Raw genomic sequence first — 22,440 nt, forward strand, 5'->3', positions numbered from 1 at the left:
CTACTAGCAAACTTGTAACGATTTTAATTGTTTTTTTCATCATCATGATTCCTCACTTTCATTTGATATACGTCACTATATTCCAATGTTACAGAATGTCAAGTGTTTACAAAATATTTCTGTAATATTTTGTAATTCATCTAAATGTTTAAAAAATTGGCGTATAGAGTTTCCATGTAAATGATTTCTACATTCCTCTATTACATAATCATCAGAAATAGAAAATAAACGTAAATAAAATGTTGTTAGAGTTTCATTGGTACAAAATTACCAACAATAATTCCTACTATTCGTGGATCTTCATCATATGAAAGAAAAATATCTTGATCTTTTGGATTGATAGAAACTAATCTTAATCCATATTCCTCACGATAAACTCGTTTAATGTAGGTCTGACTATTACAGACCACAGCATAAACTGCTCCATCGTAATCAAACCATGACTCGAGAATGAGAGCAACAGAGCCATTTTGATATTTAGGTTCCATTGAATCTCCAGATACCCATGAAGCAAAACCATGAGCTAATTCTTCATCAAAATAAACAGTATCATAGTCCTGATCGTTATAAACCGATTAACCTATACCAGTAGCCATTTTTTCGTAAACATGATATTCGTATAGTTTTGCTGATATTGAAACAACGTTCTTACATGTTTCTTTTTTAACTAGGTTTCTGACATAGCTAAGTGCTTGACGAAGATAATTCCACCAAGAACTGCCACCACCATGTATCAGTAAGATAGGAGGCAAATTCTTATCACCAAATTCATGGAATTTCATGTTTAAACTCCTTACTTTAGGACTTTCACTAGCTACATCCTTGTTTAATCAGCTCGTACAAGCAGTGATACCACCTCAACGTGATGCGTTTGAGGAAATAGATCCACCGGCTGTACTTTCTTCAGTTCATAGCCCAATTCTTGATAGCGTTTGATATCACGCGCCATGGTTGCTGGGTTACATGAGACATAGGTAATCTTCTCAGGTTGCATGGCGACGCTGGCTTTGATGAAGCTTTCCGTCAAGCCCTTGCGTGGTGGATCTACAATGATGACGTCTGGTTTGATACCATCCTTGCTCCACTTGGCCATAGCATTTTCAGCTGAGTCAGCCACATAGTGGGCGTTAGTAATGCCGTTGCATTCTGCATTTTTCTTGGCATCTTCAACGGCTGTTTCGATGACTTCAACGCCGTAGACTTCCTTGACCTGTTTGGCAAATGATAAACCTATTGTCCCGATACCTGAATAGGCATCAATAACAATGCTGTCGCTGTTTAGATCTGAGAAGTCAATAGCTGTTTGATAGAGTTTTTCAGCCATCTCGGTGTTAACCTGATAGAAAGACTGGGCAGAAATCTCATAGTCATTGCCCAACATACTGTCTGTGATGGTGTCTTGACCATAAAGGGTGCGGAACTCCTTACCAAAGATGGCGTTAGTGTTCTTATCGTTGATGTTTTGGATGATTGAAACGACACTTGGAAAAGCTTCCGTAATCTTAGCAATAATCTGGTCAATACGGAAAACTTTTGGTCTGGTCGTTACAAAGACCAACATCATCTGACCTGAATAATGACCACGACGAACTACCAAATGACGAATCAAACCTGTCTGCTCCTTCTCATCATAAGGTTTGAGGTCATAGCGACGGAGAAGGTCACGTACAAAGACAATGAGTTTATCAATCTCCTTGTCCTGGATAAGGAAATCTTCAATTGGAATCAAGTCGTGCGAATTCTTGCGGTAGAAACCAGTTTCAAGCTGACCTTTAACACGGCGAACGGGCACCTGCGCCTTATTACGGTAAGCGTACGGTGTATCCATCCCCAATGTTTCAGCGACTTCTACGTCTGAGATACCTGCTGTCTTATAGAGGTTGTCCACAACTTGTTTACGCTTGAACTTAAGCTGCTCCTCATAAGTCATATGCCCAAAATCAGCAATTCCTGAACGAAGATAGGTCGCATCAATGTCCTGATTACGGTTTGGTGAAAGGGTCATATACTCCTCAACCTTACCAAAGCCGATATTTTTCTTGAGCTTAAGCACTCGCATCTTGATGACTTCGCCTGGTAGGGCGTTATCCACGAAAAAGACAAAGCCGTCCACCTTAGCAACGCCTGCTCCTTCATGTGTCAAATCAACAATTTCAACTTCTACAATAGCGTTTTTATTTAACATAATTCAACTTTCTTTACTCTTATAGGGCTTTAGAGGGACCTAAAAGCCACTTGCTACCCTCCATTATAGCACATATAAATCAAATTTATGGCTGGCCATAAATAATATAGATTTTTCAGAAAAGTCATACAGTGCTATCATAGGTCCATGACAAAAAATTAAACGGCTCAGCTACTTGGCTAGATGTCGTTTCTATCTAAAGGAGAATAATCATGCCAGATATTACCATTCATACAATCGAAACTGCACCAGAAGAAGTCAAAGACGTCCTTCAGACAGTCAAAGATGCCAATGGGGGATTCATTCCAAACTTGATTGGTCTCCTTGCTAATGCGCCAACTGCGCTTGAAACTTACCGCACTGTCGGTGAAATCAACCGTCGTAATTCATTGACACCAACTGAACGTGAAGTTGTTCAAATTACAGCTGCTGTTACTAATGGCTGTGCCTTCTGTGTGGCAGGTCACACAGCCTTTTCAATCAAGCAAATCCAAATGACACCTCAACTTTTGGAAGCTCTTCGTAACCGTACACCAATTGAGGACGATCCAAAACTTGATACCCTCGCTAAATTCACTATTGCTGTAATCAATACCAAAGGTGCTGTTGGTGACGAAGCCTACAACGACTTCTTGGAAGCTGGTTACACTGCACAAAATGCCCTTGACGTTATCTTGGGTGTCAGCCTTGCAAGCTTGTGTAACTACGCTAACAATCTCGCACAAACACCAATTAACCCTGAACTTCAAGAATTCGCTTAATGCAAAGCTAAACTGATAAACTAGAGGAGGACCTAAGCCTATGTCACATTTTTCAAAAGAATTCCTTACTTGGTTGGACACCAACGCTGACCATATTGACCAAGAGTCTGGACCAATTGCGGACCAACTTCTTGAAAAAATTGCTGAAAACGACGTCTTTAAAATAGGCGTACCTGCTGAGTTTGATGGCCTAGGTGGTGGTCCTACTCAAGTTGTTGATGTGCTTAATGAATTGGCACAACATTCTTTGACAGCTTCCTTTATTTCTTGGGGACACCGTACTTTCATTGACTATATCCTAGCTAGCGACAATGCTTACCCTCGTGAAACCTGGTTGAAAGAATTGTATACTGGTGAGCGTGCTGGTGGAACTGGCTTATCAAATGCCGTCAAATTCTTGTCTGACATTGAAGAATTGAATGTGACCCTCAGCCAAGAAGGTGATGACTACTATCTCGATGGTCGTTTGCCTTGGGTAACTAATCTTCGTGCAGATAAGTTTGCAGCTCTCTTTGCTGCTGACTTTAAAGACGGTAGCCAACCTTGGATTATCACTATTCCATCTGAAGCTGAAGGTCTTAGTCGTTCCGAAGATTTGGAATTTGTTTCTCTTCAAGGAGCTAACACCGCTTCTCTTACTTTCGATCATGTCAAACTTGATCCTAATTGGGTCCTTTCAAAAAATGGTACCGACTACATTGCCAAAACACGTCCAAACTTTCTTGGTTTCCAGTTTGGTCTTGCCTTTGGTTTGGCCCAACGTTCTCTTGATGAGGTTGAAGCTAGTCTAAACAGTAACCGTAGCGTTCTTCGTGAGGAATTTGAAGCAACACGTGAAAATCTTCTTGCTATTCAAGATCAACTCTTTTCGGGTCTTAATGATGCCGATTATTTCATTGACAAACCACGTGAACTTTTCCAATTGCGTATCGATATTGTCGATGTCGTAGCTAACAGCCTGCTCCTCGAACTTCAGGCTAGTGGTGGTCGTGGCTATTTGAAAGAATCAGAGTCAAGCTTTATCCGTCGTTGGAATGAAGGCGTCTTCCTTCCAATTGTATCTCCGAGTGCGGTTCAGCTTCGCCATATCCTTGCAGCTAGCTAGAAAGACTGTGGACCAATGAAGGTATTTTTCAAGAAAATTCCCTTGGCCCTATCTAGTCTGGTACTTGCCCTCTTTAGTTTATCCAATCAAATAAGTCAACTTACCCTGATTGCTCAGGGTATTTGGCTTATAGCCGTTTTTGGCTTTTTCCTAGTGCTAGGACGCCTGATCATTGGCTATAGACAAACTCAAGAAGATTTGCATAATCCAGTCATAGCTTCGGCCTTTCCCAGCCTCTTTATGGCTGCCTTTCTCTTTACCAGTCGCCTTCCACTAGCTCAAACTGACCTAAGTATCACATGGATAGGGCTCCTTGGACTTTATATTGCCTATATCATCTTTTTCAGTCTACGTTTTCTGCGCCCACTAGCCTTAGAACAAGTCTATCCAAGTTGGTTCGTGGTTTATGTAGGCCCTGCAATTAGTCTTGTAACCGTTCCGGATGGTATTCCAAATAGTATCAAGGGGCTTATCCTAGGACTAACGGGATTAGCGACCCTGGCCCTCTTTCCACTTGTTTTATGGAGAATGAAACAGATAGCCATCCCTCACCTATATCAGCCTATACTCGCTATTTTAGCAGCACCTCTGGCCCTTCTCATTACCAGCTCAATCAAGAGTAATCAAAGACCTGCAACTATCATTTTAGTCGGCCTGTTTGTCTTCTCCCAAATTTTCTTTTTCTGCGCCTTGAGACTCTTTGCCAGACTCGTTAACAAGGGTTTTATCCCACTTTTTGCTGCCTTTAGCTTCCCATTAGTCAATAGTGTCAATGCTTTTAAAGCAGCTACCACAAGTCTTGGGCTAGTCAATCCAGTAACTCAATTGATTTACACTATCGAGCTGATTTTAGTTCTGGCTATTATGGCCTATTTGCTCTATCATTTTATTAAGCTTCTGTATAATGATTTTATACAAGCTAAACGCTAAAAAAATAAGCACGTTCACAGAACATGCTTGTTTTTTTATTTATCTAAATCCTAGTTCTTTTAATTTATCCTGGTAACTGTCAAAATCAATTTCGATTCCTTGACCGCCATATAAATCATAGCTGTCAATCCAATCACCATCTGATGGAATAGTTTGAGAACTGATACCATTTTTGAAACTACCGGCATTTGAAAGACCCAAATCCAACATTTCCGTCATGCTCATATTGGTTGAAGTCAGTGAGTATACTTTTCCTAAAGCCTCAGAACCCTTGAAAAGACTAATAGGATTTTTAACTTGCTTCATAATAGCTTGCATCACTTGTTGTTGCCGCTTGGTACGCCCATAATCCCCTTCATCGTCCTTACGGAAACGAGCGTAATTAAGAAGAGTTCGTCCATCCATCTGTTGCTTACCGACTTTAATGGTTTGATTCGGAACATTCCCATCCTTGTCCATCCTCAAATCATCTGGAACTTTGACCGAGGACACTTTTTTACCATCAACAGTGGAGAATTTAGTATTGATTTTCACGCCATCTGGGAACAGGGTATCAACACCTGCCGCAAAGGTCTCAAAGTCGACCATGGCATAGTACTTGATATCAATGTCAAAATTTCGTTTGAGCGTCTGTCGCATAAGCTCTGCCCCTTGATGATTGTTTTGCTCACCAATATTGAAGGCAGTATTGAGTTTCAGATCCTGAGAATAGTCTGTCTCTGAAGCGCCCTTAATATTAACCAAGGTGTCTCGCATAAAGCTTACCATCTTGATTTTGCCTTCCTTATTGCCCACATTGACAACTATAATGGAGTCTGTTCTGGCCTCGGTAGATTCTTGGCTGACTCGTTGGTCAGAACCCAAAATAAGGATATTCACCCCATCCTTAGTGTCTTTACCGTTAAAGGTTTCGACTAAGGCCGGTTGATAGGCTTTACCATTGTTACCAGCAGCAGAAAGGTCAGTTCCTTTGTAAAATTGATAGGCCATTGCTAGCACCAAAAAGACAACACCAAGACTTAAGCAACTAAGCACTAGCTTAACGACTTTCTTGAGTCTTCGCTTTTTCTTTGGCCGCTTCTTCTTGACTACTTGCGACTTGAACCTTGGAGCCGACGTTGCTGAAGGGGCTGCTTGTCTTTGAACCTTTTTTCGTTTAACGTTTCGTTGAGGCGCTTCCTCTCGATAGACAGGCAGACCTTCCTCTGTTAGCGGATTGACATCCTCATAATCAGGTGCCTGATAATAATTTGAACGATTATTATAAGGCTGGCTCCGTGCTTCTTGATAGTCAGCAGTTTGACCCTGATACCTCTCGTAGGAACGCTCCGCTTCATAAGCATCCAACTTTCCTTGTAGATAATTGAATTCCGAAGCCTGCTGTCCATTAAGGTGGGCAAGATTTTTTAAAAGATAGTTGTAACGTAACCGTTCATGATGCGTAAACGGCTCATCGTTAGATTTGGTCATAAGATTTCCCTTTAAATTTCATAGACTTGGTAAGCACCCAAGATTTTATATCCAATTCCAACTGCAGTTAGCTCTTCAAGAGCGAACTGAGCCAACTTTTCCTTTGTATAATCACAATCAATAATAAAGAAATACTCGCCAAGTACCGTTTTCAACGGACGGCTTTCAATCTTGGTCAAGTCAATGCCTCGCCAGGCAAAGGTCGATAGGGCCTTGTAAAGTGCCCCTGGCATATTATCAGGCAGGGTCAAGGCCAGCGTTAATTTACAATCAATCTGATTGAGCGGAATCTCAGGAACAGTGTTTCCCAGCACCCAAAAGCGGGTATAATTCTTTTCAATCTCCTGGATATCCTTAGCCAATATTTGAAGACCGTATTCCTTAGCCGCTGCATGTGGAGCAATTGCTGCATAAGGCTGATCTGGATTATCAGCGACAAAACGCGCCGCAAAGGCTGTACTTGCTGTTGTCTCAATCTTGGCATGTGGAAAATGCTGTTTAATATACTTTTTCCCTTGGGCAATGGCCTGTGGGTGTGAGAAGATTTTCTCAATTTTCTCATGATGTTTAGTCGCCATCAACTGCTGCTTGATGGGCTGAACAATCTCTGCCACAGCACGAATATCGGCCTGATGGAAGAGATAGTCTAAACTCTCATGAACAGAGCCCTCAATGGAATTTTCCACAGGAATAACTGCGTAATCCACACGTCCCTCTTCATAAGACTTGATAACCTCGGTAATGGTACCTAATGAAACCAATTCTGCCTCAGGAAAAGCCTTTAAGGCTGCATTATGCGTAAACGACCCACTTGGGCCCAAATAACCTACATACATTTGATAAACCTTGCTACTTCTTCTGGTGTCCTGTTATCAACAGTGATAACCAGGTCTGCCAAACTTTGATAGAGGGCCATTCGACCATCATAAATGGCCTTGAATTCCTCTTTAGAATGATTGAGAAAGAGTGGGCGCTGATTCTTGGTATCCTTTTTAATACGGTCATAGACCACATCAAAAGAAGCGTGAAGCCATATGTTATACTTACTATTTTTCTTCAAAAGCTGGCGATTGCGCTCCGTCACAACGACACCACCTCCAGTAGAGATGATGACGTCATCTCCCTCTTGAAGGAGGGCTTCCAGAGTCTCAGACTCAATCTGACGAAAGCTTGCTTCGCCTTCTTTGGCAAAACAATCAGCAATGGACATTCCGATTTTCTCTTCAATGACCTGATCCATATCCACGAAACGACCATCCAGGAATGGGGCGACGGAACTCTTACCAACTCCCATAAAGCCCAATAAAACCTTAGCCATGTAGTAATCCTTCCAAATCACTAAAGAAGCTTGGATAGCTTGTATTGATAGCTTCTGCACGTTGCAAGTTAACTTCGCCATCTTGAACCAAGAGGGCAGCAATGGCTGTCATCATACCGATCCTGTGGTCACCAAAGGTATTGACCTCTGCCCCGTGAAGAGCTGTCTTACCAGTGATAATCATACCATCCTCAGTTGGAACAATATCAGCCCCCATAGCATTCAAGGCATCTGCTACCACCTGAATACGATCAGTCTCTTTGACCTTGAGTTCTTCAGCATCACGAATCACCGTCTTGCCCTGAGCTTGTGTCGCCAAGAGTGTGATAATCGGAAGTTCATCAATCAAACGTGGAATGATGTCACCGCCAATTTTGGTTCCTTTAAGTTCTGAAGTTTCAACCGTAATGGTCGCAGATTTAGCAACCTGGTCAATATCTGAAAGGCTTATCTTACCACCCATATCCTTGATAACATCAATGATACCGGTACGTGTCTCGTTAATACCGACATTTTCCAAGACAATCTTAGAGTTTGGCATCACAAGTCCTGCTACCAACCAAAAGGCGGCTGAAGAAATATCCCCTGGAACCACAACTTCTTGGGCAGTTAAGGTTTGTCCACCAGAAATACGAATTTCATTGCCATCTACTTGAAGCTGACCACCAAACTGCTGAATCATGTCTTCCGTATGATTACGTGTTTTTTCCTTTTCAATGATGACAGATTCACCATCAGCTTGAAGAGCTGCAAAAATAAGGGCAGATTTTACCTGAGCAGAGGCCACAGGCAATTGGTAATGAATAGGTTTAAGGGACTTGCTACCGTGCATTTTCAATGGTGGCAAATCACGATCTGTTTGACCAGAAACCTCTACACCCATCTGACGCAAGGGAATGGTCACACGGTCCATAGGGCGTTTTGAAAGGGAATCATCCCCAAACATCTCTACATCGAAATCTTGACCAGCGAGCACACCTGAAATCAAGCGAATCGATGTTCCAGAGTTACCCATGTCCAATTTGTTTTGAGGAGCCTTGAGACCATCAAAACCAACACCGTGAATGCGAACCACATCACCGTCATCCTCGATGGTCACACCCAGATCACGAAAGACCTGCATGGTTGAGAGGACATCCTCACCTCGTAAAATATCACGAACAGTTGTCACACCTTTAGCAAGACTTCCGAACATAATCGAACGGTGACTGATTGACTTGTCACCAGGGATACGCAAGCTGCCATGAAGACCTTGTGCCTTGGTTTCTAGTTTCATAGGTTACTCCTGAAAATTTTATAGTTACTTTCATTATACCATAATCGAAAGCCCAACCATAGACTGAATTGTCAAAATATTCACTCTCTAGTATTAGTATACTTTTCTCTTAGAAAGGCAACTGCCTCTTGAACACGGTTCCGAATTAAGTTAGCAGACTCCTCCAAAAGACGATTTTCCTCAGCCGACAAAGATAAGTGAACAGGAGCAACCACCCCTTGACGTCCTAAAATAACTGGATATCCAAGATAGGTCTGATAGGCTTCTTGATAGCTCGATACCGCCACTTCTTCTTGAGCATCCGAAAGGATAATAGTTACCAAACGAAGAGCCGCACTGGCAATGCCGTATGAAGTATAGCCCTTACCATAAAAGACCTTGTGGCCACCCTTCATAGAAGCCATAAAAAGATTTTGACGCTCTTCTTCACTGGTCAATTCTGTAATATCTTGACCTTTGACCTTAACCTGACTCCAGGCTGTAAATTGGGAATTCCCATGTTCACCAAGATTGTAGCCAGATACTGATTTGGGATTGACTGACAAATCATCTCCTACTGCTGCCTTCATTCTAGCTGTATCGAGTAGAGTCCCTGTCCCAATCACACGTTCTCTTGGCCAGCCTGTGAATTCCTGATAGAGGGCTGATACAGCATCTACAGGATTCGAGATAACCAAGAGTATTCCTTGAAAATCCAATTTTTTAAGCTTCTGAGAAACCTGATAAACGGCTTCTCGAGTAAATGGAAATTCAGCAAAGCGGTCCTCACCAGCATTATGCTGTAACTGAATATTTCCAAGAGATGAAATAATCACATCAGCATCTTCAAGTGCTGCATAATCATTGACAACAATGTTTGCATAGCTAGGTAGATTTGCCATAGCATCCTTAAAATCCTGAGCATCTGCCTCGGCCTTCTTCTCATTAATGTCAATAAAAACATAGCTATCAGCCAAGCCTTGAGCAATTGCCCCATGAGCGACCGCAGCTCCAACATTTCCCATACCAATAATTCCAATCTTACGACTCATCATTTTTCTCCTTAATATTTCTAGTTTTTTCCTTAGACAATCTCTTTTGAAAGCAGAAAAAGGCCTGTCAAATGACACACCCTCCCTAATTAACTATTCAATTCTTGCAATGGTTTGAAGATAATACGTTCAATATCATTTAAATAAACAGACAAACCTTGTTGTGCAGCCAAGTATTCTTTCAAAAGGGCATTAGCTTCTACCTTTTGACCCAATTCTTGAACAGCTACTTGTTCTTCTGCTGTTGGCATTGTACCAGCTTGCATTTTAGCATAGAAATCCTCTTGGAAATCAGTAAACTCTTTGAAAAGAGCGCTAGCCTCAGCATCAGCTGCAATCGCTTCTTTTTTCTCTACCAAAGTTTTGTACTCAGGAAGGGCACGAATGCCACGTTCCAACTCATTTGCTAAATCATAAATATTTGTCATTTTATTCTCCTAGGCGATCACCACATGATAGTCTGTATTGGCTTCAATAACAGTCTTAGCATGTGTGCGATCTTTTTCATTTTTAAAAGTAATTTGAAGGATACCGTGAATATCCTCACGATTTTCTTCATTGATACGAAGGTTAACCAAAGACGTTCCTCGTAACAATTCCATAATGCTAAGGATAACGTCTTCTCGGTCAGGCACATCCACGAAAATATCGAAGGCACTTTCCACGCCACCCTTTTTGTGGATTTCCATCTCTTTACGCTTTTTACGACCGTTGTCAAAGAACTCCCAAATGGCATTCTCATCTTCAGCTTTAATCAAGTCGGCCACATGGTCCAAACGTTTTTTGAAATCTTCAATACGATCCAAGACAGCAGGCCCATTAGTCATGAGAATGGAAGCCCACATGCCAGGTTCACTTTCTGCAATACGGGTCATATCTCGGAATCCCCCAGCCGCAAAGTGATTGGTCATCTCGTGAGACTGAGCATAATCAGCCGCCTGCTCCATAAGACCAGAAGCTAAAAGGTGTGGAAAATGACTGATTTGACTGGTTACACGGTCGTGTTCAGCCGCATCAATCTCCACAAAACGTGACTTAAGCCCAGACAAGATGTCCTTAAGCTCTGGGATAGTTGTCTCTCTTGTCAGACTTGTCGGTGTGAAAATATAATAGGCATTTTCAAAAAGCGTCACGTCGGCTGCAATAGCCCCTGATTTATGGGAACCAGCCATAGGGTGGGAACCAACAAACTGAATATTTTTACCTGTTAGGTAACGTTCAGCTGCCTCAACGATATCCAACTTAGTAGACCCTGCGTCTGTGATGATGACATTATCTTTGAGATCCAAGTCAGCCAATTCCTGCAAGTAGGCCACAGTTTGCTTAATTGGCACTGCAAGGATAATCACATCAGCAAGTGGAGCAAACTCTTTGAAATCACTGGTTGCACGATCAACAATCCCACGCTCAAGTGCAATATTTCGAGAATAGTCAGAACGATTATATCCAAGAATCTCATAATCAGGGTGATCCCTTTTAATCCCTAAGGCCAAGGAGCCACCAATCAAGCCCAATCCTGCGATATAAATAGTTTTCTTACTCATTACTACTCCCATCTATTGTCTGATGCTGCTTAAAAGTTTTTCACATAGTCACGGTGACGTGCTACCGCTTCTTTCAATTCTTCCATGTTATCAGAAGAGAATTTGTCCAAGATTTCATTGGCTACGACTGTAGCAACTACAGATTCCATAACGACACCCGCTGCAGGCAAGGCCGTTGGATCTGAACGCTCGACTGTTGCCTTGTATGGTTCATGTGTTTCGATATCTACTGACATCAATGGCTTGTAAAGGGTTGGAATAGGTTTCATAACCCCACGGACCACAATCGGTTGCCCGTTGGTCATACCACCTTCAAAACCACCAAGGTTGTTAGTGCGACGCGTATAGCCATCCTCTTCATTCCAGAGAATCTCGTCCATCACTTGAGAGCCCTTGAGGTAGCCATCTTTGAATCCAAGACCAAACTCGACCCCCTTGAAGGCATTGATGGAAACAACTGCTTGAGCAATCTTAGCATCAAGTTTGGTATCCCATTGCACATAAGAGCCAAGGCCAACAGGGACGCCGCCAACAACCGTTTCAACGACACCACCAATAGTATCACCTTCTTTTTTGACTTGGTCAATGTAATCTTTAATCTCTTGTTCACGTTCTTGGTTAACGACTGAAATCTCAGATTGTTGGGCCAACTCCTTGATTTGGGCTACCGTCAAATTCTCAGGCACATCAATTTCCTTACCACCAAAGACAACCACATGATTAGCAATTTCAATATCGAGCTCAGCTAAGATTCGTTTAGCGACAGCACCTACTGCCACACGCATCGTTGTTTCACGCGCACTGGAACGCTCCAAGGAATTACGCAAATCATCGAAACGGTATTTCATTCCACCAACCAAGTCAGCATGTCCTGGACGTGGGTGAGTGATTTTACGTTTGTTTTTCAAACGATCCTCAATGTCTTCCACAGCCATGATGTCCAACCATTTTTGATGGTCCTTATTGATAACATGAAGGGTAATCGGAGCCCCTGTTGTTTTCCCATGACGAACACCAGAAGTGATTTCAACCTTATCAGACTCAATTTTCATACGGCCACCACGACCATAACCACCTTGGCGGCGTTTCAAATCAGCATTGATATCTTCAGCGGTCAAGGAAAGACCAGCTGGAACACCTTCGATAATTGCTGTTAAACGTGGGCCGTGAGACTCACCTGCTGTTAAATATCTCATTTATTTCTCCAAGTACTCTTTCATTTCGACTAAAGGAATCTGATTGATAGCTGCCTTACCAATCTCTGGAACGATAACCGTCTTAATGCTATTACCACGAGCTTTTTTGTCGTGTGTGAGAGCTGTATAGAGCTCTTCAACACGCCATGGCTCATAGTCCACTGGCAAACCAAATTTAACACACATCTCAGCAATTTGACGTGTGATTCCCTGAGGCATCAGACCTTTTTCCTCAGCAACACGAGAAATCTGAACCATTCCGATAGCTACCGCTTCACCGTGCATAACTTTACCGTAACCAGCTGTTTGTTCAACGGCATGCCCAATCGTATGACCAAAGTTTAGATACATACGGACGCCACCTTCAAACTCGTCTTCAACCACAATTTTACGCTTAACGTTACATGAACGATAAATGATAGTTTCTGAGTTTTCTAGGATACTGTGAACTGAACCATCGATGCTTTCAAGCAGGTGCCAAAGCTCAGGATCGTCAATCAAACCATATTTGACAACCTCACCCATACCTTCAATCAATTCACGTTTACCAAGTGTCTCAAGGACATTAGGGTCAATCAAAACCCCATCAGGCTGAGCAAAAGTTCCCACGATATTTTTAGCAAATGGTGTGTTCACACCCGTCTTACCACCAATAGATGAATCCACTTGGGCAGTGAGACTAGTTGGAACCTGAACGAAGTGAATGCCACGCATATAAGTTGAAGCAACAAAGCCTGCCAAGTCACCAACAACACCGCCACCAAGAGCAAGAATACCATCACTACGAGTCATGCCATTCTTAATCAAAAACTCATAAGCCTTATTAACAGTTTTAAGATTTTTACTCGCTTCACCTTCTAGAAAATCAAAAACGGCAACCTCAAAACCTTCGTGCTCCAGGCTAAGCTTAACTTTTTCTGCATATAGAGCTCCCACATGATTGTCCGTAATAAGGGCAATCTTTTGTGGTTCCCAAAGTGACTTCACCCATTGACCGACCGTCTTAAGGGCTCCCTTTTCAATGATAATGTCATAAGGGTTATGTGTTAAATTTACCTCTAGTTTCATAGTCGTCCCCTCCTAGCTATTGTAAATATTTTCCAATTCCTGCCAAATGGCGTCTGTTGGCATGTCCTTGCCTGTCCACAATTTAAAGGCACCTGCTGCTTGATGAAGCAACATGCCAAGTCCGTTCACAGCCTCTATTCCCTGTTTCCTAGCCAAGGCCAAGAAAGGTGTTTCAAAAGGCTGATAAATGATATCAGCAACCAAGAGTCCCTTAGGAAATTTTGTATCTGTAGGAATAGGCGAGGATGCGCCATCCATCCCAACACTCGTCGCATTCACCAATAAATCAGCCTGGCCTAGTTCCTCTTTAAAATACTTAAGATCATTTAAAGCATGGAACTCCAAGTGACAAGTTGTCTGTTCAAGTAAGGACTTAAAGCTCTTTTTTGCCTTATCAAATGACTGAGGGCGAACATAGACACTGACTTTTTTGGCACCATCAAGAACTGCCTGCGTCACAATAGCTTTAGCCGCACCACCAGCACCCAAAATCATCAGACGGGCATCTTTAGGGCTAAAGTTCTTTAGACTAGCAAAAAAGCCAAAACCGTCCGTATTATGACCAATCAAACGCCCATCACGATTAACAACTGTATTGACAGCACCAATCAGTTGAGCTGCAGGACTAATCTCATCCAAAAAAGGAATGACTGCTTCCTTATATGGCATGGACAAATTGATACCGAACATGTCGTAACGTCTAATATTTTTAACTGTCTCAGCCAGGTCTGACTCTGGAATCTCCCAGGCCACATAAACACCATTAATTTGTGTCTTCTCAAAGGCAGAATTATGAATGAACGGCGAAATCGAATGCTTGATTGGATTGGCGACAACAGCTGCTAGGCGTGTGTGTCCATCAATCTGCATCCAAAACCTCCCTGATTCTGCGCATGTCTGCTAAACTAATTTGTCCTGGAGCACTGGCATTATCAAGACTGGCAAAAGTCCATGATGACCCTATCAAGTCGCCCGCAAAACGTGACAAACGACCTAGTTTACCCATTGACATGGTCACAAACTCCTGCTCAGGATTAAAGGCCTTAAAACCACGTGTGAAGTTCATAAGGTCGAGAACATCCTGCTCATGCTTAGGCATAACTGACACCTTAACCACTCGTGGTGTCAAGTTTGCCATCTCAGACAAAAGTTCCATGAGGTTTTCAGGTGTCTCCTTAAAGTTATGATAAGACAAAACCAAGTTTGAAAATTCGAGCATTTGATCAAAGACAGCCTTACGTGTGAAATACTCAAAATCAATATAATCTGGCGAATAAATCGCAGCTACATCCTTAATCAGTGCGACATATTCCGCATCCGTTAACTCAAGCCTACCACCCTCACGCGTTGTACGGATGGTAAAGACAATCTCAAAGCCTGCGAATTTCTCGAAAATAGCCGGAGCAACCGTTAAGATACTATCCTTATCTAAAAAATCTGCACGCCATTCAATAATGTCTGCCCCCTCAAAACGAGACAGTTCAAGCGCTTGTGCCTCCTCTAAACTAGTTGGCATAATCGGAACTACAATTTTCATTTATTTACCTTTATTGTGTATACTTTCAAATAATTTGATGTTGGATCATTAGGATTGACGGTAAAATCCGCTGGTAATTGTTGCAGGTTAACGAAGTCCGCTGAAACATCTCCCAAGCCCTTACGTAGTTGTTTCTTAAACTGTTGCACTGTCATATTAGCAGCATTGGTACTTGCGATGATTGTCCCATGCTCTGATAAAATATCAATACTTTGTGCAATTAACTTGTGGTAATCCTTATTTGCTGAGAAAGTGCGTTTCTTATTTCGAGCAAAGCTTGGCGGATCGATGACGATAAGGTCATAAGATAAGCCTTTTTTCTTTGCATATTTGAAATAATCGAAGACATCCATCACGACCAAGCGATGATTTTCCATACTGAAGCCATTAGCTTCAAAATGAGCCGTCGATAATTCACGTGAACGTTTTGCCAAATCCACCGATGTCGTTTCAACCGCTCCCCCCATAGCTGCAGCCACTGAAAAAGCGGCCGTATAAGAGAACATATTCAGAACTGATTTACCCAAGGCTAAGCCATTAACTAAACCATCACGCACTTCATGCTGATCAAGGAAAATCCCCGTCATTAGCCCATCATTGAGGAAAACCTCATAAGTTACCCCATTTTCTAAAATGGTGAAGGTATCACCCGACTCTTGCCCAAAAAGATGGTCTGATTCGAAATCAAGACCCTTGAAGCGGATTTTTTCATAACCTCCCAAGACCTCAGGAAAGACCGCTTGGAAGGCCTCTACAATAACATCCTTCAAGGAATAAACAAAGGCATTATACCATGAAAAGAGGGCATAGTCTCCATACAAATCAATCGTTAGACCACCAAAATCATCACCATCTTGGTTAAAAAGACGAAAAGCCGTCGTTAAATCATTATCATAATAGGATTGACGTTTGGCTTTTGCCTTCTCAAAAAGCCCCTGAAAATAGGTCACTGTCAATTTTTGCTTTTTAGGGGACAAAAACCAACCTATCCCCTTATTTTGACTCGACAAATAGCCTGTTCCTAAAAATTCTTTGGATTGGCTATAAAGATAAATCAACTGATTATTTTCAGCTATATTTGGAAAATCTTCGGCTAAAAGAAGCTGTTTACCTTGTTTGATTTTTTTCTCCGCAAAGGGACTTACTGTCAATATACTCATGTTACCATTATACCAAAAAAATGCTATAATTTCTGTTTCGTAACTAGATTTTGTCAATTGTATGTCAAGGAATATCACACTCAATGGCAGTAAATTTTTGAGAGTCATTTTGTTATTTGGTATAATGGTTAAGATAATATAGAATCAAAGGAAGTATTACTTTGAAAAAAATAAATGAAGCCTTTTGGAAAGGAGTTTCATCAAGACTCGGATTCGTCCTCTTGTTACTCTTCTTTTACTGGCTAAAAACCATATTCGCTTATTACGTCAACATTAATCTTGAGTTGGAAAGCAGATATCAGGTTATGCTTTCGCTGATTAACCCTATTCCACTAGGATTAATGCTGTTAGGTTTAGGACTTTACTTCAAGAAAAGACGTTTCTTTTATAGCACAACGATTGCTATTTATGTCATCCTTAATCTCCTGCTTATTGCTAATGTCATTTACTTCGGTGAGTTTACAGACTTCATCACTGTAAATACCATCCTGGCAAGTTCTAGTTCAGCAGCGGGACTGGGAGATTCAGCTAAGAACCTTCTTGAACCAAGTTATATCTTTTATCTGATTGATATTCCTTTCTTCATCTATGCTGGTTTTAGGAAAAAACTAAAAACGGATAGTAAACCATTTAATAAACGAGCTAGTTTTGCCGTCACCGCACTGTCGACACTCCTTCTTTCAGTTAACCTATTTCTAGCGGAAGTTAACCGTGGTGAGTTACTGACACGTGGTTTCTCCAACAACTATATTGTTCGTGCTATGGGGATTCCTTTCTTTACAGCTTATTCCGGTAACTTAACGTATCAAGCTTCACAAGCTCGTTCATCCGCAACAGCAGACGATATGAAAAAGGTTGAAGCTTATGTTAAGGAGCACTATGCAGCACCTGATCCTAAGTACTACGGAATTGCTAAAGGAAGAAACGTTATCGTTATTCACTTGGAGAGTTTCCAACAGTTTCTTATTGATTACAAGCTCCAAGTAGATGGTCAGTCTTATGAGGTAACACCATTCCTCAATTCCATTTACCACTCAAATGAAACCCTAGCCTTTTCAAATTTCTTCCACCAAGTTAAATCAGGAAAAACTTCTGATGCTGAAACCTTGATGGAAACATCACTCTTCGGACTAAGTACAGGGTCATACATGGTAAACTACGGTGGTACCAATACAGCCTACGCTGCACCATCTATCCTGGCTCAAACAGGCGGCTATACTTCAGCCGTTTTCCACGGAAACACTGGATCCTTCTGGAATCGCAATAACACCTATAAACAATGGGGTTATAACTACTTCTTTGACTCATCAGCCTTCACTGAAAAAACTGATGAGAATTCCTTCCAGTATGGTCTAAATGACAAGTACATGTTTCCAGATTCCATCAAATATCTGGAACAAATGCAACAGCCTTTCTATGTTAAATACCTAACCGTATCTAACCACTACCCATACACTTCACTCTCAGGCGATGAAAAGGAACAAGGTTTCCCACTCGCTGAAACAAAAGATGAGACAGTCAACGGATATTTTGCAACAGCTAACTATCTTGACTCTGCAATCAAAGACTTCTTTGATTACCTTAAGGAAACCGGTCTTTACGACAACTCGATTATTGTCATGTACGGTGACCACTATGGTATCTCTGATACACGAAGCAGCAATCTTGCTGAACTTCTCGGTAAGAACCCTGAAACTTGGTCAAACTATGATAAAGCCATGCTTCAACGTGTTCCTTACATGATTCATATTCCAGGATATACTGGTGGTGGTATCTCTAACACCTTTGGTGGAGAGGTTGATGCCCTTCCAACTCTCCTTCACATTCTTGGTGTTGACACTAGCTCTTATATCCAGATGGGACAAGACCTCCTATCTCCTGATAATAAGCAAACCGTCGCATTTAGAACCTCAGGTCAATATGTTACTCCTCAATACACCAGCTATTCTGGTAGACTCTATAACACTCAAACAGGGGAAGAAATTACCAACCCTGATGAAACGACTAAAAAGGATAACGAAGCCATTCGTAAGACAGTAGCCACTCAGCTTTCGATGAGTGACGCTGTTCAAACTGGTGACCTCCTTCGTTTCTATACACCAAATGGTTTGAAACATGTTGATTCTAGCACGATTTCCTACACGAAACAGATGAATCAACTGAAACAGATCAACAAAAAGCTGAAAGATAAATCAACTAGCCTCTACAAACAAAAAGGCAATAAATCAACGGCTGATCTATTCAAGACCCCATCTTACAAGGAACTACATCCTGCAGAATCTGAATCGAGCTCAAGTTCAAGTGAATCAGAGCCAAGTAGCTCTTCAACGGAACAACAATAAGCCTTAAAAGGCAGTCCAAACAGGACTGCCTTTTAAGATTAAACAATTATCAATCGTACTTAACTGGAAAATCATAATCCTCATAGCACTCGCCTCAAACATATTTCTTGCTAGTTTGCTGTAAGCGTGATTAAATAGAGTTAGTAAGAAAACTTATAAAGGAGAACAGATATGAATCCAATGGAATTATTTAACCAAGTAAAAAAAATGATTGAAAAGAAAGATTTCGAAGCTGCTAAAAAGTTTGTCGATGACAATAAAGATGATTTGGGCGAATACTTTGACCAAGCTAAGTCACTTGTTTCAGGCAACGAAATGGTCAGTGGAGCTTTAGACAAGATTAAAGGTCTATTCTAAGACGAAATCCCCGCAGTCAATAGGATTGCGGGGACTTTTTATATTTAGAACTCCTATTTAGGTACAGTGCCTATCATAGGCTAAAATTCTATAGCAAAAGCACCCTAAAAGTTAGAAACTAAATATATACTTTGGGGGTGCAATTCATAATATAACAAGAGACAAATCGTAATTATATTTTTACTCTCAAGTCATATTGGGGTCATTTCATTACTCTTGTTCATCTAATTCTATGTACAAGCTAGTCAATTCCCAATTAAATACCACAGAGTTATATTACTTATCTAAATTAAAAAACTAAACTCTTTTCCATCTTGAGATACTAGACTTGAGCTTTTAAAAAATTTAATTTGTAATAAATTTTTAGTTAAACAACAATCCTACCATTCACATCAGGCATCTTGAATAAGACGATAACATCTTGGATAAATCCGATGATAATTGGGATACCCGTAAAAGATAAAATCCGAAATAGGATACCTGTTCCGTAATACCCTGCGTAAAAATGATGGACACCTAATCCACCAAGAAAAATAGCGAGAAAAATATAAACCCATTTATTTACATAATGCAAACCTGGAGTAGTTGCTTGCGTATAAACGACTTGTGACTGATTTTGGGAAGAGTTGTTTTCATTAACAATGTTAATCTTAACATTGTCATCTTTTTTCTCTTCAGCTTTTATGATAATAATTTCATCATCTACTTTATGAACTTCTACTTCATCACCTAATTTTGGAACGAAATTCAATTCAGATGGGTTTATTTTTCAAGTACTCCTCATTATTCGAGATTATAACTTTCGTACCTGTAACTTTAACAATTTTTGCCAATTTTTCTTTCCTCTCTTTTAAGTTATGGCTTGTATTACTCTTTTAAATGATTGTAAAGTCATAATTAATTAATTATCGATTTCATTAAAAATTCAAACAATACTTAATGCATAACTATCTTTACAGTGACATTAGGAATCATCTCTATAAATTCTGTAACCAGCAAAATCACTGTAAAAATTACAGAGCTTTTTGAGTTCTTTGTCAACTGTAGTAAGTGACGAAAAGTTACTATTTAGAGAGAAACTAACAGTAGGAACAATTTAATAAATCTAATCAATAATTTTAATATTAAAAAAAGAGATTCCCTAAGGAACCTCTTTTTATTCTATATGACTATAGAATTATTTTTTCAAGTTGTAGAATGATTTCAAACCACGGTATTCTGCAACTTCACCAAGTTGGTCTTCGATACGAAGCAATTGGTTGTATTTAGCGATACGGTCAGTACGTGACAATGAACCTGTCTTGATTTGACCAGCGTTAGTTGCAACTGCGATATCAGCGATTGTTGAATCTTCAGTTTCACCTGAACGGTGTGATACTACTGCTGTGTATCCAGCTTCTTTCGCCATTTCGATAGCGTCGAAAGTTTCAGTCAAAGTACCGATTTGGTTAACTTTGATAAGGATTGAGTTAGCAGCGTGTTCTGCAATACCTTTTTCAAGGTAAGCTGTGTTAGTTACGAAGAAGTCGTCACCAACCAATTGAACTTTACCACCAAGACGTTCAGTAAGAGCTTTCCAACCGTCCCAGTCGTTTTCATCCATAGCATCTTCGATTGTGATAATTGGATATTTGTTAACCAATTCTTCGATGTAATCGATTTGTTCTGCGGCAGTACGTTTAGCTCCACCTTCACCTTCGAATTTAGTGTAGTCATATACACCGTTTTCGTAGAACTCAGATGATGCACAGTCGAAACCAAGGAATACATCTTCACCTGGTTTGTAACCAGCAGTTTCGATAGCTTTGATGATAGTTTCAACAGCATCTTCAGTACCGTCAAATGCTGGCGCGAAACCACCTTCGTCACCTACGGCTGTTTCAAGACCACGTTCTTTAAGGATTTTCTTAAGAGTGTGGAAAATTTCAGCACCCCAACGAAGAGCTTCTTTGAATGTTGGTGCACCAGCAGGTACAATCATGAATTCTTGGAAAGCGATTGGAGCATCTGAGTGAGAACCACCGTTGATGATGTTCATCATTGGAGTTGGAAGAACTTTAGTGTTGAATCCGCCAAGGTAGCTGTAAAGTGGAACTTCAAGGTAGTCAGCAGCTGCGCGTGCTACAGCGATAGACACACCAAGAATAGCGTTGGCACCAAGTTTACCTTTGTTTGGAGTACCGTCAAGAGCGATCATGGCGCGGTCAATACCTTGTTGATCACGTACGTCGAATCCGATGATGTGTTCAGCAATAACGTTGTTTACGTTATCAACTGCTTTTTGAGTACCAAGACCACCGTAACGGGCTTTGTCACCATCACGAAGTTCTACTGCTTCGTGTTCACCAGTTGAAGCTCCTGAAGGAACCATACCGCGACCGAATGCACCAGATTCAGTGTAAACTTCTACTTCAAGTGTTGGGTTACCGCGTGAGTCAAGGACTTCGCGAGCGTAAACATCAGTAATAATTGACATTACAATACTCTCCTTATGAGTTAAAATTTTTTACACCTTTATATTACCATAATATCAAGGCTTAAGCAAATTAAAACCAGAATTTTCTAGCGATTTTCTATTTTTTAATGTTTTCAATTGTTTTTGAAAATCTCAGAAAACGACTCAAATGAAAAGGAATTCAAAATATTGTATAATACAAGTAGAAAACTAAGAGGAGATTCCTATGACTTCACTTGAAAACAAAGTGCTCCAATACGCTAGTGGCGAAAAACGCCTAAATCCCGATGAACTTCGTCAGTATTTTGGAACCTATGCGGAACGTGTAGTCCTAGCTGTTCTATTAGAAAATGCTGAAAAGAAAACTGTAATTGACCATTTTCCCCAGATTTTAAAAGACTTGCAAGCAGTTTACCCGAATCTTAGTCTCAAGATATCGCCAAAATTAGCTGACCAGATACAATTTACCTATATCAAAACGGCTCAAGCGCTCAACATTTCAGCTACTATCGTGGACGAGGCCAAGGCTCATTCACCATACGGTCTTATCGTACATAGTAATCAAGCAGAGAATCTTGATAAAGTGTTATTTTCAGAACTCTATCCTGATATCCTTGCTCCTAGTGAAACTGAACCTATCCTTGAAAAAAAGGGATTTTTTGCTAAACTATTTGGAAAATAAAAGCTGACGCAACGCCAGCTTTT

General features: G+C 40.9%; 21 protein-coding genes and 1 pseudogene. 6 read left to right on the forward strand and 16 right to left on the reverse strand.

Annotated elements, in window-relative coordinates; genetic code table 11:
- Nucleotides 1–245: 245 nt before the first annotated feature.
- Both HMPREF9425_RS10075 and rlmD read right to left on the reverse strand, forming a co-directional pair.
- Nucleotides 246–782 (reverse strand): annotated as a pseudogene (locus tag HMPREF9425_RS10075) (S24 family peptidase).
- Between the two features lie 44 nt (nucleotides 783–826).
- Nucleotides 827–2,185: a 23S rRNA (uracil(1939)-C(5))-methyltransferase RlmD gene (rlmD, locus tag HMPREF9425_RS06085; protein ID WP_003097532.1), complete on the reverse strand. Its 1,359-nt coding sequence runs from the start codon at nucleotides 2,183–2,185 to the stop codon at nucleotides 827–829.
- 212 nt (nucleotides 2,186–2,397) lie between these two features.
- Here rlmD and HMPREF9425_RS06090 point away from each other — a divergent pair, with 212 nt between their 5' ends.
- Genes HMPREF9425_RS06090 through HMPREF9425_RS06100 form a run of 3 tightly spaced genes read left to right on the forward strand, consistent with a single transcriptional unit; the run spans nucleotide 2,398 to nucleotide 4,981 of the window.
- Nucleotides 2,398–2,946 carry a carboxymuconolactone decarboxylase family protein gene (locus tag HMPREF9425_RS06090; protein WP_002888987.1) on the forward strand — a complete coding sequence of 183 codons (549 nt, stop codon included), beginning with the start codon at nucleotides 2,398–2,400 and terminating at the stop codon, nucleotides 2,944–2,946.
- 40 nt (nucleotides 2,947–2,986) lie between these two features.
- Nucleotides 2,987–4,051, forward strand: a complete 1,065-nt coding sequence (locus HMPREF9425_RS06095; RefSeq protein ID WP_003097533.1) for an acyl-CoA dehydrogenase family protein — start codon at nucleotides 2,987–2,989, stop codon at nucleotides 4,049–4,051.
- A gap of 15 nt (nucleotides 4,052–4,066) precedes the next feature.
- Nucleotides 4,067–4,981, forward strand: coding sequence for a TDT family transporter (locus HMPREF9425_RS06100; protein WP_003097535.1), 915 nt, complete (start codon nucleotides 4,067–4,069; stop codon nucleotides 4,979–4,981).
- A 39-nt stretch (nucleotides 4,982–5,020) separates the two neighbouring features.
- Here HMPREF9425_RS06100 and HMPREF9425_RS06105 read toward each other — a convergent pair whose 3' ends face one another.
- The 12 genes from HMPREF9425_RS06105 to HMPREF9425_RS06160 form a co-directional block, all read right to left on the reverse strand.
- Nucleotides 5,021–6,451, reverse strand: coding sequence for an LCP family protein (locus HMPREF9425_RS06105; RefSeq protein ID WP_003097537.1), 1,431 nt, complete (start codon nucleotides 6,449–6,451; stop codon nucleotides 5,021–5,023).
- 11 nt (nucleotides 6,452–6,462) lie between these two features.
- Nucleotides 6,463–7,287: a prephenate dehydratase gene (pheA, locus tag HMPREF9425_RS06110; protein WP_002890467.1), complete on the reverse strand. Its 825-nt coding sequence runs from the start codon at nucleotides 7,285–7,287 to the stop codon at nucleotides 6,463–6,465.
- Nucleotides 7,278–7,769, reverse strand: a complete 492-nt coding sequence (locus tag HMPREF9425_RS06115; RefSeq protein WP_003097538.1) for a shikimate kinase — start codon at nucleotides 7,767–7,769, stop codon at nucleotides 7,278–7,280. The genes pheA and HMPREF9425_RS06115 overlap by 10 nt, the downstream gene beginning before the upstream one ends.
- Nucleotides 7,762–9,045 (reverse strand): 3-phosphoshikimate 1-carboxyvinyltransferase, encoded by a 1,284-nt coding sequence (gene aroA, locus HMPREF9425_RS06120; RefSeq protein WP_003097540.1) that lies wholly within the window; start codon nucleotides 9,043–9,045, stop codon nucleotides 7,762–7,764. Before aroA ends, HMPREF9425_RS06115 begins: the two co-directional genes overlap by 8 nt.
- An 80-nt stretch (nucleotides 9,046–9,125) precedes the next feature.
- A complete protein-coding gene (locus tag HMPREF9425_RS06125) occupies nucleotides 9,126–10,076 on the reverse strand; it encodes an L-lactate dehydrogenase (RefSeq protein WP_037621525.1) in 951 nt (316 codons plus the stop codon).
- An 89-nt stretch (nucleotides 10,077–10,165) separates the two neighbouring features.
- Nucleotides 10,166–10,504, reverse strand: coding sequence for a YlbF/YmcA family competence regulator (locus tag HMPREF9425_RS06130; protein WP_003097542.1), 339 nt, complete (start codon nucleotides 10,502–10,504; stop codon nucleotides 10,166–10,168).
- Between the two features lie 9 nt (nucleotides 10,505–10,513).
- On the reverse strand, nucleotides 10,514–11,620 hold the full coding sequence (locus HMPREF9425_RS06135) for a prephenate dehydrogenase (protein WP_037621527.1): 1,107 nt from the start codon (nucleotides 11,618–11,620) through the stop codon (nucleotides 10,514–10,516).
- 29 nt (nucleotides 11,621–11,649) lie between these two features.
- Nucleotides 11,650–12,816 (reverse strand): chorismate synthase, encoded by a 1,167-nt coding sequence (aroC, locus tag HMPREF9425_RS06140; RefSeq protein ID WP_003097545.1) that lies wholly within the window; start codon nucleotides 12,814–12,816, stop codon nucleotides 11,650–11,652.
- Nucleotides 12,817–13,884, reverse strand: a complete 1,068-nt coding sequence (gene aroB / locus HMPREF9425_RS06145) for a 3-dehydroquinate synthase (RefSeq protein ID WP_003097547.1) — start codon at nucleotides 13,882–13,884, stop codon at nucleotides 12,817–12,819.
- Between the two features lie 12 nt (nucleotides 13,885–13,896).
- The gene (locus tag HMPREF9425_RS06150; protein WP_003097549.1) at nucleotides 13,897–14,754 is read right to left on the reverse strand and encodes a shikimate dehydrogenase; all 858 of its coding nucleotides are present in this window, start codon (nucleotides 14,752–14,754) and stop codon (nucleotides 13,897–13,899) included.
- A complete protein-coding gene (gene aroD / locus HMPREF9425_RS06155) occupies nucleotides 14,744–15,421 on the reverse strand; it encodes a type I 3-dehydroquinate dehydratase (protein ID WP_003097550.1) in 678 nt (225 codons plus the stop codon). Before aroD ends, HMPREF9425_RS06150 begins: the two co-directional genes overlap by 11 nt.
- On the reverse strand, nucleotides 15,418–16,581 hold the full coding sequence (locus HMPREF9425_RS06160; protein ID WP_037621530.1) for a class I SAM-dependent rRNA methyltransferase: 1,164 nt from the start codon (nucleotides 16,579–16,581) through the stop codon (nucleotides 15,418–15,420). The genes aroD and HMPREF9425_RS06160 overlap by 4 nt, the downstream gene beginning before the upstream one ends.
- A gap of 161 nt (nucleotides 16,582–16,742) precedes the next feature.
- Between HMPREF9425_RS06160 and HMPREF9425_RS06165 the strand changes: the two genes are divergently transcribed.
- Entirely contained in the window at nucleotides 16,743–18,923 is a 2,181-nt protein-coding gene (locus HMPREF9425_RS06165; RefSeq protein ID WP_003097553.1) for an LTA synthase family protein, read from the forward strand.
- A 171-nt stretch (nucleotides 18,924–19,094) separates the two neighbouring features.
- The gene (locus tag HMPREF9425_RS06170) at nucleotides 19,095–19,280 is read left to right on the forward strand and encodes a hypothetical protein (RefSeq protein ID WP_003097555.1); all 186 of its coding nucleotides are present in this window, start codon (nucleotides 19,095–19,097) and stop codon (nucleotides 19,278–19,280) included.
- 367 nt (nucleotides 19,281–19,647) lie between these two features.
- Here HMPREF9425_RS06170 and HMPREF9425_RS06175 read toward each other — a convergent pair whose 3' ends face one another.
- Together HMPREF9425_RS06175 and eno are read right to left on the reverse strand one after the other, a co-directional pair.
- Nucleotides 19,648–20,031, reverse strand: coding sequence for a TM2 domain-containing protein (locus HMPREF9425_RS06175; RefSeq protein ID WP_003093919.1), 384 nt, complete (start codon nucleotides 20,029–20,031; stop codon nucleotides 19,648–19,650).
- A 426-nt stretch (nucleotides 20,032–20,457) separates the two neighbouring features.
- A complete protein-coding gene (eno, locus tag HMPREF9425_RS06180; protein WP_002889001.1) occupies nucleotides 20,458–21,756 on the reverse strand; it encodes a surface-displayed alpha-enolase in 1,299 nt (432 codons plus the stop codon).
- Between the two features lie 205 nt (nucleotides 21,757–21,961).
- On the opposite strand from eno, the gene HMPREF9425_RS06185 reads away from it, so the two are divergent.
- Entirely contained in the window at nucleotides 21,962–22,417 is a 456-nt protein-coding gene (locus HMPREF9425_RS06185; protein ID WP_003097557.1) for a YueI family protein, read from the forward strand.
- The last annotated feature ends 23 nt before the right edge of the window (nucleotides 22,418–22,440 follow it).

The organism is Streptococcus vestibularis ATCC 49124 (genome assembly GCF_000188295.1).
Taxonomy (GTDB): domain Bacteria; phylum Bacillota; class Bacilli; order Lactobacillales; family Streptococcaceae; genus Streptococcus; species Streptococcus vestibularis.